Here is a 14,546-nt window from a genome sequence, read left to right as displayed (position 1 = left end):
TTTTTTCCTTACTAAATTAAATTTAAGAGGTTTAACGGTAAATAGATTGATTCACTAGTACATTCCCACCCATGCATGTCACGACCAAGCTTTGCAAGAGTTAAGGCATTCAAACAAATAACACCTTGCCGGATATCTCTATATTCACCCAATTTTGCTTCGTCAGCGTGCCATTGCAAAGCTTTGTCAATGCCAATTTGCCATTGGGATTTATCACTAGTAATTAGTCCTTTAATTGAGCGTAGTAAAGGCACGATAAATTGTTGAACATCTCTGTCTTTTTCTAATTCAGAAACGTTTAGAGCATTAATTAATGCTGCATCATCAACTTTGAATGTGGTACCAATTTGAATAAGTAGGCGGTCATACAAATAGGATGACTCGTTAATAATGTCCTCGCTCTCTAATTTCCAATTAGAGTCAATAAGTTCGGATTTCAACTCTTTCGTGCCGAAAAGTAAAATACAATTCAAAGTTTCCTGTATGCTCCAGCAGTTTTCTGGCTCTTTCCATAAAGCTTCGAATGCTAACTTAAACTTGTACGGCATAGCTTTTTGAAAGTGTACGATGCTCTTATTGTTTTCTTCAAGCATATAATACGCATAACCTAAATCAAGGTATTCTTCTGCGACAGTAAATAATGCTTCTTTACGCTGCTCCAATGATAATGTTTTATCATCTATTTGTGCCTTCCTATTTTCAATAATAATAGGTGAGTCAGCAATAAGCTCTTCAAAATCTTCTTCATATTGATTGATCTTTAACATTGTAATTCCTAAGGTAAAGGTTGAAGTTTTGATGATACAACAGAACCATTCTTTTCAACCGCCTCTATAACTAAACGACGAACAGGCGGAGTTCCACTTTTCATAGCTCTGAGTAAGTCACTTCCGAGTTGGTTTTTAGATTTGTATTTCTTCGAGTTTTTCATCTTTTTTGCGTTAGCTCTGAGCCAAAATAGAGACATCTGGGTTTGCATGGTTTTTGTTTTTTTCAGCGTAGCTCCAGGTCCTTTAGCTTCTACAGCGAAATATTCGATAATATTTCCTTTACCATCTCTCTTAACCCAAATCTGGTCAATTCCTGGTCCAGGCCCAAAACCCATCTCCATTTGCGCTGGTGGAGGTGGTTTGGAAAAGTGTTTTTCCATATGCATTGCAGCTGCTAACTCACCTTTTCCTTCGGTAATTTTAGCCTTAAAAGCACCGATTTTTCTGGAAGAATCACCATTTCTAATAGCTTGATCCATACGTGATTTATAGTGAGCCATATAAGCTGAAACATCTTTATAATGTTTCTGAAGTCTCGGATCTGTTAATTTGCTAACTTTAGTACCCGGCAGCTCATTCCCTTTTGGTGGTTCCAATTCATCGGCTTTGGCTTTGGTGGGCTTATCGGTAACGCCTCGAATTGGTGGTTGGCCTTGATATTCATCCAGTGCTTTATTAACTCGCTGTCCGATTTCTTGGGCGGCTTGTTGCATATGCTGGTCGATTTTGGGGGTGACCTCGTCTAGGCGCTTTACCGTGGCTTGCATGCCTTCGATGGCGGCGTCTGGAAGCAGTAGGTCGTAGTGCCAACTGGTAGACATTTCATCGAGTGAATCGCGCAGGCCTTTGACGATGTTGTTAACTTCCGTGGCGGATTGTTTTCCTAGGTCTTGCCAATTGATGTCTCTTAGGTATTTAACTGGGTCGCCTTTGCCGAGCTTGCGTAGTACGGCAAGCGCAGCCGAGAGCGATTCTCCAGTATTTTTTAAGATAACCTTGCCTACGCCTTTAACTGCTGAGCCCACAACTGGTACTAAACCAATACCCGTTAGGGTAAAGGCAAGCCAAGCGTCGGTGTCGTTGGCTTCATCATCGTCGGTCAGTAACATGACATTGGCAATGATATCTCGTAAATCCATGACTTGGTCGATAATCGGTATCATGGAAATCAAGGTACCTACCACGATTTGTGACGTAGAGGGGTTTTGATTAAAGTCGCCTTGCAGTGTGCCCCATAACCAATCACCTGCTTGGGTTGCGATGCCATTGGCTTCTATCAGTGGTGCGGTATTGCCGCTGCGTACCATTTCAGCGGCTTGCGCTGGGGTGATTTGTCCATACAGTGGGTTTTTAGGGCGATTATCTTCTGGCAGGTAATCGCGTTTATCCTCACCATATTGCACGGTGTATTGACCGGGTGGTGCATTCTCAATTTTCTATATAAATTCACTAGTGCTTGCTGGAGGTGGTAAACCAAAGGTATCTAATTTTTAAAAGAAGGAGCTTATATAACGCTCAAGGAAATGTAGATGCCGTGGGCTGTAAAAAAATTTGAGAGCTTACGTCATTTGCATATGAAGTAGCTCTCAAAATAAGTGCGCTATTTTACACTAAATTAGTACTTTAAGGCTAACTCAAGCCAGTGTCAGAATAGATATGCTAAACGCACAATAAAGTACTATTCGTCTTCTAATATGCCCAAAATAAAGTTATTAAACCCAACGTGATACTCTTGCTCTACAATTTTATCTAAATTGTTCCAAACTGTAATTACACACTCTCCATTACTGAGAGGTTTCGAGCAGTTGATACAGTAAAGAAACTCATTGTTCACGCTATGGAAAACTACAAGCTCTTTTGGGAGTTGGTCATTACTCCTCTTTTTAAGAGTAAACCAAACAAAATTCGGATATTCTGCATTTATAAAATTAGGTGTTTTAGTTAAACCTAAGATTTCAATCGGGCCTATCGCTATATTTCCCCAAGCTTTCAAGTAGTCTTTAAAACTTTCTGGGAGACGAAGGTTGAGCACTGACTCAGCTTCTTTTATTTCTAAGTCACTATGACTACCTTGATATTCAAATTCGTTTAGTGACTCTAATCTTTGCTTTAACTCATCATGTGTAAAGTTTTTCATAATTAAAATCCTTTGGCTCTATATTTCCAGTACTCCGAGCTCCACTTTATAAATATCTTCTCTGCCTCAGTTTTCTTGATATTACCAAACTGAGTGCTTGGCCATGTTGATTTCCTGCCGTTATGAGCCCTAAAGCTATAATTCTTCCTCTTAAGCCAAGCGCCATTTCTTTTTTCGTATTGAGGAATATGTAGTATTTTTGTCCGCTCTGAATGCAGTTTACCACCAACCTCTGCAATTGTACCAGGCTCCTTTTGAATCAAATGGTGGAGGTTTACCGGCTCACCGTCGAAACCAATAGGAGGTCGTCCTTTCATCATTCGTTCAAGGTTCGTCAAACCATTAAGGTCTTTCTTGTTGATATCGAATAAGTCATTACGCTGGTGTACAAGCCGCCCATCGAACATCGTTTTATGTTTCCACTGGCGAGTATTTAACCTTGAAGATGTCCTATGCTTTTCAGCTGTTATTCTTATTGATGGACCATGATTGATTTTTTTTACATCACGGATACTGGTGTCTAGTTTTCTAATCCGGTCTAGTTGTACCTTTTCAGTTGTACCCGAGCGAGTGTAATTTAAGCGTTTTAACTTGGTGGCTTGAGTGAGCTTTTCCAATGCGCGGGTTGCTTTAACAAAGTAATTGGATTTAGCAATAGCAGAAACTACTGCACCACTACCAAAGGTGGCAAGGGCAAGCAGTATTTCAAACGACAAGCGACCTGCCATTCTGGTGCGTTCAACACTGGAATGGGCGTTAAAGTAACGTGCTGGGAAATTTGCAAGTAAAGTACGCGCTTCTTCATCTTCTGCAATAATAACTAATGTCTCAAACGCTTCAACAATGCCATTAATGGACTCTGAGGCAGTTGACATAATTTGCTGTAACTCTGCCCGTATAGCTTCCACATCGCCAGTTGCAAGATGGCCCAAAATACGGAAAGTTGCTGCGCCAACATCATAAATTGCTCCAGCTGTGCCTTCTACTAAATCTGCGACTCCCGTTACAATGCTTTCTCCTTGCTGATAAAGCCCGTATAAGAATGCACCGCTATAGATAAGCCCTTGCATCCCAAGGTTTTCGTCATCAATCAGACGCTCTTGAATGTCAGCTTGCTTGCGGATTTCTGCAACCATTTGGTCAAGGGCCGTGCGAAGCTCTTGGCGTAACGAAATAATCTTCTCTTCGTCTTCGCCGATGTAACTCACGGTATAATTACCCGCAGGCACATCAATGACTTCTGCGATACCGCCACTAAGCTGGCCGGTGTATATTTTGCCGTTATCCATCACGACTTCGTAATCAATGTCTTCTACTGGTGTGCCATCGCTATAAAAATACGAAAGGTCAATGGTTTTATCAGCAAGTGATGCCGCGCCATCAGCGGTTAACGACAAGCGTTGATTTGCTGCTATCTGCGCTATTTGCGGTACACTCGGCATCGTGGCGCTTTGTTTACCACCAATATCTTGCTCCATGCTGCCGTCAAACACGGTCATGGCTTTGCCTTTTAAGGTCAGTAGCTTGTCTGCAAAGATGTTGACGTTACCACTTGAGTCAATGCTGATTTCACTGCCGCCATTGGCAAGGGTGAGGTTGCCAGAGCCACTGCCTTTTACTGTGATATTGCCTTGGCTTTGAATGAGTTGACTTCCCGCGGGAGCGGTGATGGTGAGATTGTTGTCTGCCTTGAGGTTTATATCACTTTGGATAACACTGCGATGGCTGCGACCCGCCTTAAGGGTGATATTTTGTGTGGCGCTGACGTCAATTTGATTGGCGGTGACGTCTAGGTTGGTTGCTGCATCAGCAATCACCGACTTTTTACTCTCCAGTGCCAATTGTTGTTTGGCGCTGGCAATAAAGGTTTTATTGGTGAGTAGTCGAATTGCACTTTTAACACTGCCAAGTTGTATGTCTTTGGCTGCAAAAATATTCATCGCGCCAAGTTGCGCAAGCCAGTGGATATAAGGCTGCTTTTTATCCCCATGTAACACCAAGTGCTGGTTGCCCGCTAGGGTTTGCAACACAATATGCGGGGTTTTTGGGGTGTCATCAAACATCAACAGGTTTTGGCCGCGAGAGCAGAGCACGTTTTGGGCGTTATTGGCGCTGGTAACAACAGATGGTTGGGTGTCATTAAGGGCAAACCCTAACAAGTAACTTTGGTCAGGGTCGTTGTTCATACAACCGATGAGCACATTACTGTCTGGCAGCAGTGGAAAGTGTAACCCTGTCGGTTGCTTTTGACCACGACAGGCATATTGTGTGAGGCGCTTTACCGATTCAGTCACCTGACTATCAAAATGTACTTGCGTGGCATATTGCCCTTGGGTATCTAGATGAGGATTGGTCTTTGACCCCGACAGTGAACGTACCGTGGCGGTAAACACCATCGGCTTGGGACTATGCTCTGGGGGCGCGATACGTATTGGCTCACCTCGTGGTACACAAACCGACTCGCTATGATATGCAACTTGCTTAGGGTCATTGGCACTGCCTTGCTTATACACCTGTTTACTGCGAATACAGGTATAATCGCCACCTTTTGCTGTGCCCAATTTACCATTTAACGAAAACGAATAACCGGCATTGGCTTCGGCTACGTTCCCTACCAGCGTGACTTCATTTTTACCTTGTTGATAGGCAAGCTCGAGATTGCCAGTGCGCTCAAATTGCTCAGCAGGATTTTGTGCAGCAGGCTCAAAATAACTGCGCTGGGCCGAGCTGACCGAGGTTGGTGGATGGGCATTCATGTGCACTTGTGAGCCACCCATTCTAAAACGATGGCGGCTTTGGCACTGCGTAAACCCAACAAAGCCGGTTTCATGTTCGTGCACCAGACCATCTTTATCCGTTACCGACAGCAAGCCTCGCTCAATATAGGGGCTTGCAAGATTCCCCTCGGCAATCACTATCGACTCAATAAAATCATGGCATTCAAACCAATAAATTAAGCCGTACTTTGCTAAGAGTCGAGTGAAAAAGGTGTAGTCGTTTTCTAGCGCTTGTACGCACTGCGGTAGCGTGGGTAAATCTTTAGTGACTCGCCATTTTATCCGGTCTTGTGAATAGCCGGCTTTTTGTATCAACTTATTGAGGACAGACTGAACATTGGCTTGTACAAAGATTTGGCTTTTTTCAGTTTGCTTAAGTAACTCAAGGCGAGGCTTTAATACCACCTCTGCACCACAGGTGTGCTCAGACACAAAACCAGATTGAATATCAAACAAAGTCCCAGTGAAATACGTCGATATTGCATCTGGTGACTCAATTTCAAACGTGAGCATATTGCCGACAAGTAATTCATCAGCCAGGTCAAATTGGGATTCTAGGTTCGCTTTGAGTAAAAAGCCGCTATTGATACAGGTCGTGAGTTCAAAATCGACGACATGTACAGGATGGTTAGTACCATACACCACAATCCTTGTTTGCATTTTTTATGTCCACTGTTGTTGGTTAAAGCCGTTCCACCAATACACAGTACTACTTCCTAGTGTGCTGCGATTGGTTTTTATTTGCGCGCTATTGTTACATAAAAGGCAAGCATTTTTAACTCATTTTTTTATTCAGCATTCGAATGCTTATCTTTTGGCATAACGATGGTTTTTAAATCTCAAGCCAAATAAAACGGTGTCAGCTTGCCCTCCTTGGCAGATATCAAAGCGCATCCATGCGCTCCTCGTTCATTCTTTTTAAACGACGAAAAAGAACGAACCAAGAAAACGTCGCCCCAGCATCACACTTAATCCTCAAATCCTAAGCCGATATAGTGCAACCGTCTTGTAAGGTACGTCCCTGTGCCTGACAAGACTTGGCCGACATCCTGTCGGCACATTGCATATCAGCTTACGCTTTTCGGGTGTGATGAAGGGGGAAATAAGTTGTCTGTTAGCTGTCCACAAAGCCATCAGAAACATAGTTGCTTGCAAGCACCAAACAAAACTATCAGCGCCTTGTATCTCCCTCATCACACCTGAAAGTAAATTGCCAATGAGTCATTTCAACGCATGGATGCGTGAAAAGCGGTGACAGGGCCAAGGATGGCCCTTACACCGCGGTGACGTTCATATTGGCAATTTACTTGAGGAGTCAGTGTGATGTTGGGAGTGCCCTTTCTTTTGCTTACTTGTTCTTTGGGCATCAAAGAAAAGTATGTCGTAGCCCATGGATGGGCGTCGAAATCCGTCAGGAGGACGGGCTGACTTTACGGTAAATTTCGAGCTACCAGTCGTTAGCAACATAAACCTCCATGTTTAATATCAAAGCGCATCCATGCGCTCCTCGTTCATTCTTTTTAAACGACGAAAAAGAACGAACCAAGAAAACGTCGCCCCAGCATCACACTTAATCCTCAAACCCTAAGCCGACATAGTGCAACCGTCTTGTAAGGTACGTCCCTGTGCCAGACAAGACTTGGCCGACATCCTGTCGGCACATTGCATATCGACTTATGATTTTCGGGTGTGATGGAGGGGGAATACGTTGCTTGTGAGATCTTCTACGATTTTTATGATTAAGTTGCTTGCAAGCATTGCAAAAACTATCAGCGTAGCCTTGTAAATAGTTTTGTGGGAGGCGGTTCACCCGCCGAGAAGTATGCTTTTCAGGTGAAGAAGAAGTGCCTTTTCTTTTGCGCAACGATTCTTTGGGCATCAAAGAAAAGTATGTCGTAGCCCATGGATGGGCGTCGAAATCCGTCAGGAGGACATATCAAGCATCCCTCCTTGGCTCGTATCGACTTAAGAATTGTCGCGTAGATAACGACTTGAACTAGTAGTAAAAAGAAGTAAGTCAGGCTTCAATTTGAAGTTTTAAAGCCTGACTATTTTAAGCATACGCCACTAAGCAGCAGCTTTTTTTCGAGAAAAGTTTTGTCTCGCAACCTTAGTTGTAATTGATAAGACAGCCAACAGTTCAAGACCTAACAGAATACTCTTCATTGAAGAGTAATTATAAAACACCCAATCCCAACCCCAAAACTGCTTGGCAAACTCTTCATTTACTCCTAAATAGTCTAGGTTTCGAATCAGATTTTCCACAAGAGCTAAAGAATCAACGCCAATAAATAACAAGAACAATGTCATCAATGCCATATCTGCGTTAGTCATTAAGACTTCTTTGGTTTCTTTGCCTTTTTTCGCCAACCAGTTTCGAGAAAGCATTGGACGGAAAGCTATTAGTAGAAATGAAGTTATATCTATTAATAGATGTATCAAAAATATGCGGTTATTTTTCCAGAGGTAGAGAGAATCATCATTTAATGAAAATAAGTTAAAATATATGATCGCAAAACCAACAATACGTGTAAAAAACAGTATAAAGCATATATGGCGAATATTAACATCTGAATAGTAAACGGCACCTATAAAAGCAATTGCAGTAAGCATTACTACTTGATCCAATTCAGAGTTAAAATAAAATATGCTAAATGGAATAAAAAGCAGCGCTAATAAATATTTCATACCTTAACCTAATTTGACCTAACCGTTACCTGAATCGTTATTGGCTTCCCTAGGCTTGTCAGCAGTACCCGTGCCACTACCACCTCCATTAACAACTTTAGCTTGGAGGTTAGTCAAAACAACTTCCGTTTGTGGCCTAACGCTAGAGTCAGTATGAGCCCCTTTAGGCTCATTACTATTATGTGCGCTACTTCCACCTGTAACGAGATTAACCTGTTCATTATCTAGTCTATTTGCGTCTTGCTGTTCCATCAGTGTGCTAACGGGCATAACTTCTTTTTTAGGACGTTTCGCATTTTCCGTACCACTCCCTCCAGAAACTTGTTTTGCGTCCATATAAGGCAGCAAACCTTGGAAAGCCTTATTATCTTTTTTTGAGTCAATACTTAAAAAACGAGCGATAAATTCCGACATCAAATTCTTCATCATTAATCTCTATTTTTTTATATCTTCTTGCTCTTTCTCACTCTGCTTAATTTGAGTGATAAGCCCTTTGATATCAACCGAACAATAAATACATATTTCTAAAAATTGGTTAATTCTTGGTTGTCCGACACCGGTTTCCCAATTTTCTATCGTCCTGAGAGACACACCAATTTTATCTGCCATTTGTTGCATGGTGACTCCCTTTCGTTTTCTAAGTGCGCGAAGGTCATCCCCTGAAATGCTATTTTTAAAGAAAAACAACGCAGTTATATCCTTAACATAATATCGTTACTATACGAATGTTAAAGAAGCAGTAAACGAGTCTTACTTTACACGCTTTGCTTCTCCGCCAACTCCGAACCCATTAACGGGAAATAGTAACAAAAAGAAACAAAAGCGCAACATTTTTGAGCTATGTTTTTCGTTAAGTAACAAAGCGTATATTATTTCGGCACACCTAGCAAATATAACAGTTGTAACAAAGATCCTTCACAAATCGCAGCGTCGGCACTTTCTACCACTTTTGGCTTACCATGGATTGCCACACCTAGCTGGGCGTTTGCCATCATCACTAAGTCATTTGCGCCATCACCAATGGCAACGGTTTGAGTCATTGGGATCGCATACTGGGTTGCAAGTTGACCTAGCACTTCCGCCTTTTTGTCGGCATCTACGATATCTCCTAGCACTTTGCCGGTGAGGTGCGCGTTTTCCACCTCTAGGGTATTGGCAAATACAGCGTCTAGCTGGAGTGGCTCTATCAATGATTCTGCAAACCATGTAAAGCCACCCGAGGCGATGGCAAGGTGCCAGTGATGCTGCTTGAGCGCCTGACACAACAGCTCTATACCGGGCATTAGCGGTAAGTTTTCTTTTAATGATTGAATTTGTGATAACGGTACGCCAGAGAGTGACGCAACGCGGCGGTGTAGACTTTCAGAAAAAGAGAGTGCCCCGCCATCGCCTGTGCGGTGACAGAAGCCACTTCATCATATCGGTCGGCCAATCGAGCAATTTCGTCAATACATTCAATTTGAATTGCGGTGGAGTCCATATCCATCACAAGTAGCCCCGGTTCTTCTAAAGTAGGTGCTTGCGTTATAATCGCACCTTGCGCATTAATGCTTTTTGCAAAATCTCTTACTTCAGCCTTGCTCGGCAATTGCGATGCGTTAAAACGCATACCCAATGCAACCGGGAGCTGTTCATGAGGTTGATATGCCGTAAAATAAGTTTGCTCGATAGCAAATGTTCGAAGAAATTTCGCGACTTCCACAAGGTGTTGCAATTGTATATTTGGGCCAAAAAAGCATATTGATTGGGTCGTCAGCTCAGGTAATTGATTTACTTGTGTGAGGCTTGTGTTACCTTGGCAACTATACCAATGATCCAGCGCCATATGTTCCTGAATTGGTGTGTTTAGTTCACGATTAGCGAATTGAATGATTGACGACATAAGTTGCTCCTTGATAGCGTTAAGCCGATTTTTAACATGATTGCGCTAAGCTGTCAGCACTGGACCTTAGCAAAAGCGGGCAATATGCGATAAATATGAAAAATTTACATGTATTAGAAGTGTTAAACTCGACCAGAGGGCGTAGATTATTTCGCCTGTGCATCGCCGCGACGTGTTTAATTATGGTGACTTGGCTTGCGTTTAATACCAGTTTTGAATCTCATCGTTTGCTCCATAATGGCGCAGACCTTACCGCAAGAAGTCTCACCAAGCAGCTCGCAAAAAATGTGGCATTACCCCTCTCTCGCAGTGATACGCCAAGGCTCAGCGCACTGGCAAATCACCTCGCTAGCGATGACTTTGTGCTTCAAGTCGCAATTTATGATTATCAAGGACGCTTTGTTGTTGGTAACGACGGTAATTCCTCGCCCACGGATTATCAGCAGCTACCTCAAACCTTACCTGGGCTCAGTAAAACCAAAAGCATTATTTCTGAACCAGTATATACGCCAACCGGACAGCCTCTTGGGTTCGTCAATATGGTCTATTTGACAGAAGCTGCTATGTCACAAAGCCACTCTCATTTCCACGAACTTGGACGAGTCGTTTTACTGATGCTGGTGATTACGATGGTATTCACATGGCAAATAGGTCGAGCATTAAAACGCTGGGAAGTAAAACGCAAAATTCGCAAGAAAGTAAAGATGCTTCCTGCGCCTGAAAAACGGGCAGAAGAATTAGAGCAGGGGTAAAGCTGTTAGCATTGTAATAAAGTTGATAACATAATAGTTAACCTAAAATAAAATCGAACAACAAAGGATATGAATAGTAAACTTTTTATTACCCCAAAACCCAATCCAAACGCTGAGTTGCGACTATTTTGCTTTCCCTACGCGGGTGGCTCCCCAGCAATATTTACGCCATGGATCGAAAAGGCAAGTGAATGTGTTGAGCTCGTTTTTGTGCAGCTTCCGGGGAGAGGGGCTAGACTGGTAGAGCCAGCAATAGACAACATGCCGGATATTATCTCTGAACTCATGGTACACCAAGACTATATGACCAGTAAGCCTTTCGCGTTTTTTGGACATAGTCTTGGTAGTCGCATTTCATATGAGCTTGCTTTTCAATTATTAGACGCTGGCTTACCTACTCCACGTAAAATATTTGCTTCTGCGAGTCGTGCACCGCATTGCACCTCAACTAAACGCCATTTACACGGTCTGCCACATGATGAATTTATTGCCGAGCTACGTGACTTAAATGGCACGCCAAAAGAGATTCTTGAAAATAAAGAACTAATGGAGTTACTGGTACCATTGCTTAGGGCCGACTTCAAAATAGCAGACACCTATGTCGCAGAGCAGCGAGCTTTACCCATCCCTATCCATGTTTTTCATGGTGTTGATGATGAGATCTTGAATGAACATGTCTCAGCATGGCAAGAGCTAACAGCACAACCATATCAGCTTACTGAGTTTTCTGGTGGGCACTTTTTTATTCACCAATACGCTGATGAGATGATCTCAATTATTAATCAGCAATTGGCTTGAGTATTGTTGGTGTTATGCCGGGAGAGCTTAAAGATCGCCGGGTGAACCGGCTCCTACACCTGCTTTTCTATTGCTGGTAAGTATGGTTTTATATCGCGGTAAAAGCGTAAAGATCGCCGGGTGAACCGGCTCCTACACTTGTTTTTCTATTGCTGGTAGGTATGGTTTTATATCGCGGTAAAAGCATCAAGATCGCCGGGTGAACCGGCATCTACTTTATAAGGTGAACAGCGATGCTACACATCCAAAATAAGCGAGGAGAGAATGCGATTTAACTGAGGTTGGTTAAACTCACCACTTATCTGATAGATAACATCGCTTCCTTTTTTATTAATGTAAACCCTATCGTAGTCTTGATTTTCTCCCATAACGACAAAAGCAAAAATATCGCCGTTTTGGTACACACTCATCGGATTATTTTCGTCTATGTCAAAAGCCGAGCGAAGCTTTGCTATGTTTTTTACTTTAGGATCTGAATGATACAGGGCATGAAAAAATTCGTTTACGCTCATATTCAACTTTTTATGCATATCACCAAGTGAGATTTCCGGTGGGTTTAACGCAATTGCCAACTCATTTTGATCTTGGCTAGTTATAACCGCAGTTTGGTTACTTAGCCCTAAAAAGTTAATTTTTGATAGTGTCGTGCTATCTACACAATAAATCAGATCAACAACTCTGATATGGACCTTATTACTACAAGATGCACTTGGAAAAGGGTTCGCTGTTTGTGACGCAATTACCAAGTTTGAGGTGAACATTAACGCGGCAAGTAAAATTATTTTAAACATAACAACTCAATCCCTGTTGTGATTAATTCTAGTTTTGTTCTGTAACTGTTGGTGATTTCTTAGTTCGGCCTGAGATTAACCCCGTACAAGCGAAAACCTCTTAATGGTATGTTTAAGCTTTTTCGTCCAAAAAATATGAGAATTCAAATTAAGTGTATAAGCATTAACCAGAAGTGAACACGTTAAGGTTATATTATGTTATGTCCTAGAGCGAGGGATGAGATTACTGATCTATATCGCGTTTAAAGCTTAAAGATCGCCGGGTGAACCGGCTCCTACCCTATTTTTCTATTGTTGGTAAGTATGGTTTTATATCGCAGTAAAAGCATCAAGATCGCCGGGTGAACCGGCTCCTACACGGGTTATCTATTGCTGATAGGTATGGTTTTATATCGCGGTAAAAGCATCAAGATCGCCGGATGAACCGGCTCCTACACGGGTTATCTATTGCTGATAGGTATGGTTTTATATCCCATTTGTGATATTGACTCGTAGGTCGAGATTTATCTCGACATCATCAATTTAGCCCAAGCCGAACAACTGTGTGGTATTTCGATAGAGCGCTGAGGCAAGCTCGCTTGGTGTTTCGCTTCGATATTCACAAAGCCTGTCAAATACTTGGACGACTCGCTTAGGAGAGTTCGGCTTCCCCTGATAACCATGTAACGGCATCGACGGCGAATCGGTTTCCAATACTAGGCTTTCAAGCGGCAGCTGTGATATTACCTGCGCTGTTTTTTCGCCTCTTGGATAGGTGATTGTGCCACCTACTCCTAGCTTAAAACCCTGAGCGATATAATATTCAGCCTGCTGTTTTGAACCTGAAAAGGCGTGGATCACCCCGCCATACTGTGGCTTAACACGTTTAAACGCGGCAGCAATTAGGTGATGACTTTTACGGTGATGGACGATTAGCGGAAGCTTTACCTGATTACTCAGTGCGATATGCGCTTCAAACAGTGCAATTTGCCGCTCAAGTGCATCGCAGGTTGTATCAATACCGCACTCTCCTATCGCACACAGTTGGGTACGATTGTGTATTACATACTCTACCAACGCGGTCATATCGTCGTCGCAATGTTCGCCAATAAAATAAGGGTGTAACCCCGCGGCGATTTCACATTGTGGATGATGTGCTTGAAAATCAACAAGCTGTTGAGACTGCTTAAGGGTAACGCCAGGCACCACAAAGCGTTCAACACCATTGCTGCGGGCAGCTTTGATATGCGTAGCTAGGTCATCTGCCAACTCGCTGAAATCGAGGTGACAGTGACTATCTATAAAGGCGAATTTATGGGTTGAGCCGCTCAATTTCCCAACTGCCATCGGCTTGCTTCACATACATAAAGCGGTCATGAAGACGGTGCTCTCCACCTTGCCAAAACTCAACTTTAGTGGGCTCCACGCAATAACCGCCCCAAAAATCAGGTAGTGGAATTTCGCCTTTAGCGAACTTGTCTTTCATGCTACTAAAGGTTTGCATCAAGGCTTGGCGAGATGACACGGGGCGCGATTGCTGAGACGCCCACGCTGCAAGCTGACTTTCTTTTGGTCGTGATAAGAAATACTTGGCAACGCGACTGGTTGGTAACGGGACTGCTTCACCATACACGATAACCTGACGCTCAATTTCATGCCACGGGAAGTGCAAGCATATCTTGTTGTTTTGCTTTAGTTCTTGCGCTTTGCGTGAACCGGTATTGGTAAAGAAGACAAAACCGTGCTGGTCTACATGCTTAAGTAAAACAATGCGTTGAGACGGCTGGCCGTGCTCGTCAACCGTAGCGACGACCATCGCTGTTGGGTCGGTAAACTTGGCATCAATCGCCTGCTGTAGCCAGGTTTCAAACTGCTCAACGGGTGTGTCTTTTAGCATCTCACGACGTAAACCGTCTTTGGTATATTCTCTGCGAATGTCTTCAAGTTTCATCACTATTTCCTTTACAAAAAA

Annotated in this window: 12 protein-coding genes and 1 pseudogene; 2 read left to right on the top strand and 11 right to left on the bottom strand. The window is 42.9% G+C overall.

From position 1 onward, the window contains the following. Positions 1 to 11: 11 nt before the first annotated feature. The 8 genes and pseudogenes from GSF13_RS09625 to serB all read right to left on the bottom strand — a co-directional run bounded on the left by GSF13_RS09625 (position 12) and on the right by serB (position 10,254). Complete coding sequence (locus GSF13_RS09625; RefSeq protein WP_069023620.1) at positions 12 to 767, bottom strand: Imm49 family immunity protein; 756 nt, start codon at positions 765 to 767, stop codon at positions 12 to 14. Between the two features lie 8 nt (positions 768 to 775). Continuing rightward, positions 776 to 1,591 carry a hypothetical protein gene (locus tag GSF13_RS09620; RefSeq protein ID WP_211868989.1) on the bottom strand — a complete coding sequence of 272 codons (816 nt, stop codon included), beginning with the start codon at positions 1,589 to 1,591 and terminating at the stop codon, positions 776 to 778. Positions 1,592 to 2,448: 857 nt separating this feature from the next. Beyond that, a complete protein-coding gene (locus tag GSF13_RS09615) occupies positions 2,449 to 2,907 on the bottom strand; it encodes an SMI1/KNR4 family protein (RefSeq protein WP_039491845.1) in 459 nt (152 codons plus the stop codon). Positions 2,908 to 2,909: 2 nt separating this feature from the next. Further along, a complete protein-coding gene (locus tag GSF13_RS24695; RefSeq protein ID WP_249122757.1) occupies positions 2,910 to 6,344 on the bottom strand; it encodes a contractile injection system protein, VgrG/Pvc8 family in 3,435 nt (1,144 codons plus the stop codon). Positions 6,345 to 7,751: 1,407 nt separating this feature from the next. After that, positions 7,752 to 8,372, bottom strand: coding sequence for a hypothetical protein (locus GSF13_RS09595; protein ID WP_206471855.1), 621 nt, complete (start codon positions 8,370 to 8,372; stop codon positions 7,752 to 7,754). A gap of 18 nt (positions 8,373 to 8,390) precedes the next feature. Further along, on the bottom strand, positions 8,391 to 8,801 hold the full coding sequence (locus tag GSF13_RS09590) for a hypothetical protein (protein WP_206471854.1): 411 nt from the start codon (positions 8,799 to 8,801) through the stop codon (positions 8,391 to 8,393). Positions 8,802 to 8,807: 6 nt separating this feature from the next. Continuing rightward, a complete protein-coding gene (locus GSF13_RS09585) occupies positions 8,808 to 8,990 on the bottom strand; it encodes a helix-turn-helix transcriptional regulator (protein WP_010379156.1) in 183 nt (60 codons plus the stop codon). 251 nt (positions 8,991 to 9,241) lie between these two features. Beyond that, positions 9,242 to 10,254: pseudogene (serB, locus tag GSF13_RS09580) on the bottom strand (phosphoserine phosphatase SerB). A gap of 95 nt (positions 10,255 to 10,349) precedes the next feature. Between serB and GSF13_RS09575 the strand changes: the two are divergent. Together GSF13_RS09575 and GSF13_RS09570 are read left to right on the top strand one after the other, a co-directional pair. Next, positions 10,350 to 11,006, top strand: coding sequence for an AhpA/YtjB family protein (locus GSF13_RS09575; protein WP_010379158.1), 657 nt, complete (start codon positions 10,350 to 10,352; stop codon positions 11,004 to 11,006). 69 nt (positions 11,007 to 11,075) lie between these two features. After that, positions 11,076 to 11,804: an alpha/beta fold hydrolase gene (locus GSF13_RS09570; RefSeq protein WP_010604439.1), complete on the top strand. Its 729-nt coding sequence runs from the start codon at positions 11,076 to 11,078 to the stop codon at positions 11,802 to 11,804. A gap of 236 nt (positions 11,805 to 12,040) precedes the next feature. On the opposite strand, the gene GSF13_RS09565 is transcribed toward GSF13_RS09570, so the two are convergent. The 3 genes from GSF13_RS09565 to pdxH form a co-directional block, all read right to left on the bottom strand. Continuing rightward, positions 12,041 to 12,595, bottom strand: coding sequence for a hypothetical protein (locus tag GSF13_RS09565; protein ID WP_174171071.1), 555 nt, complete (start codon positions 12,593 to 12,595; stop codon positions 12,041 to 12,043). Positions 12,596 to 13,117: 522 nt separating this feature from the next. Continuing rightward, positions 13,118 to 13,921, bottom strand: a complete 804-nt coding sequence (locus GSF13_RS09560) for a TatD family hydrolase (RefSeq protein WP_010604441.1) — start codon at positions 13,919 to 13,921, stop codon at positions 13,118 to 13,120. Then, positions 13,887 to 14,528 (bottom strand): pyridoxamine 5'-phosphate oxidase, encoded by a 642-nt coding sequence (pdxH, locus tag GSF13_RS09555; RefSeq protein WP_199539682.1) that lies wholly within the window; start codon positions 14,526 to 14,528, stop codon positions 13,887 to 13,889. Before pdxH ends, GSF13_RS09560 begins: the two co-directional genes overlap by 35 nt. Positions 14,529 to 14,546: the final 18 nt, after the last annotated feature.

The sequence above is a fragment of the Pseudoalteromonas sp. M8 genome (assembly GCF_018141365.1).
Lineage (GTDB): Bacteria > Pseudomonadota > Gammaproteobacteria > Enterobacterales > Alteromonadaceae > Pseudoalteromonas.
The sequence above is the reverse complement of the archived record's forward strand: the minus strand, read 5'-3'. Positions and strand labels throughout refer to the sequence as shown.

Bases quoted from the DNA above. Each gene is read 5' to 3' on its own strand.
- GSF13_RS09625 (WP_069023620.1), bottom strand. From the start codon at position 767: ATGTTAAAGATCAATCAATATGAAGAAGATTTTGAAGAGCTTATTGCT.
- GSF13_RS09620 (WP_211868989.1), bottom strand. From the start codon at position 1,591: ATGTCTACCAGTTGGCACTACGACCTACTGCTTCCAGACGCCGCCATC.
- GSF13_RS09615 (WP_039491845.1), bottom strand. From the start codon at position 2,907: ATGAAAAACTTTACACATGATGAGTTAAAGCAAAGATTAGAGTCACTA.
- GSF13_RS24695 (WP_249122757.1), bottom strand. From the start codon at position 6,344: ATGCAAACAAGGATTGTGGTGTATGGTACTAACCATCCTGTACATGTC.
- GSF13_RS09595 (WP_206471855.1), bottom strand. From the start codon at position 8,372: ATGAAATATTTATTAGCGCTGCTTTTTATTCCATTTAGCATATTTTAT.
- GSF13_RS09590 (WP_206471854.1), bottom strand. From the start codon at position 8,801: ATGATGAAGAATTTGATGTCGGAATTTATCGCTCGTTTTTTAAGTATT.
- GSF13_RS09585 (WP_010379156.1), bottom strand. From the start codon at position 8,990: ATGCAACAAATGGCAGATAAAATTGGTGTGTCTCTCAGGACGATAGAA.
- GSF13_RS09575 (WP_010379158.1), top strand. From the start codon at position 10,350: ATGAAAAATTTACATGTATTAGAAGTGTTAAACTCGACCAGAGGGCGT.
- GSF13_RS09570 (WP_010604439.1), top strand. From the start codon at position 11,076: ATGAATAGTAAACTTTTTATTACCCCAAAACCCAATCCAAACGCTGAG.
- GSF13_RS09565 (WP_174171071.1), bottom strand. From the start codon at position 12,595: ATGTTTAAAATAATTTTACTTGCCGCGTTAATGTTCACCTCAAACTTG.
- GSF13_RS09560 (WP_010604441.1), bottom strand. From the start codon at position 13,921: ATGGCAGTTGGGAAATTGAGCGGCTCAACCCATAAATTCGCCTTTATA.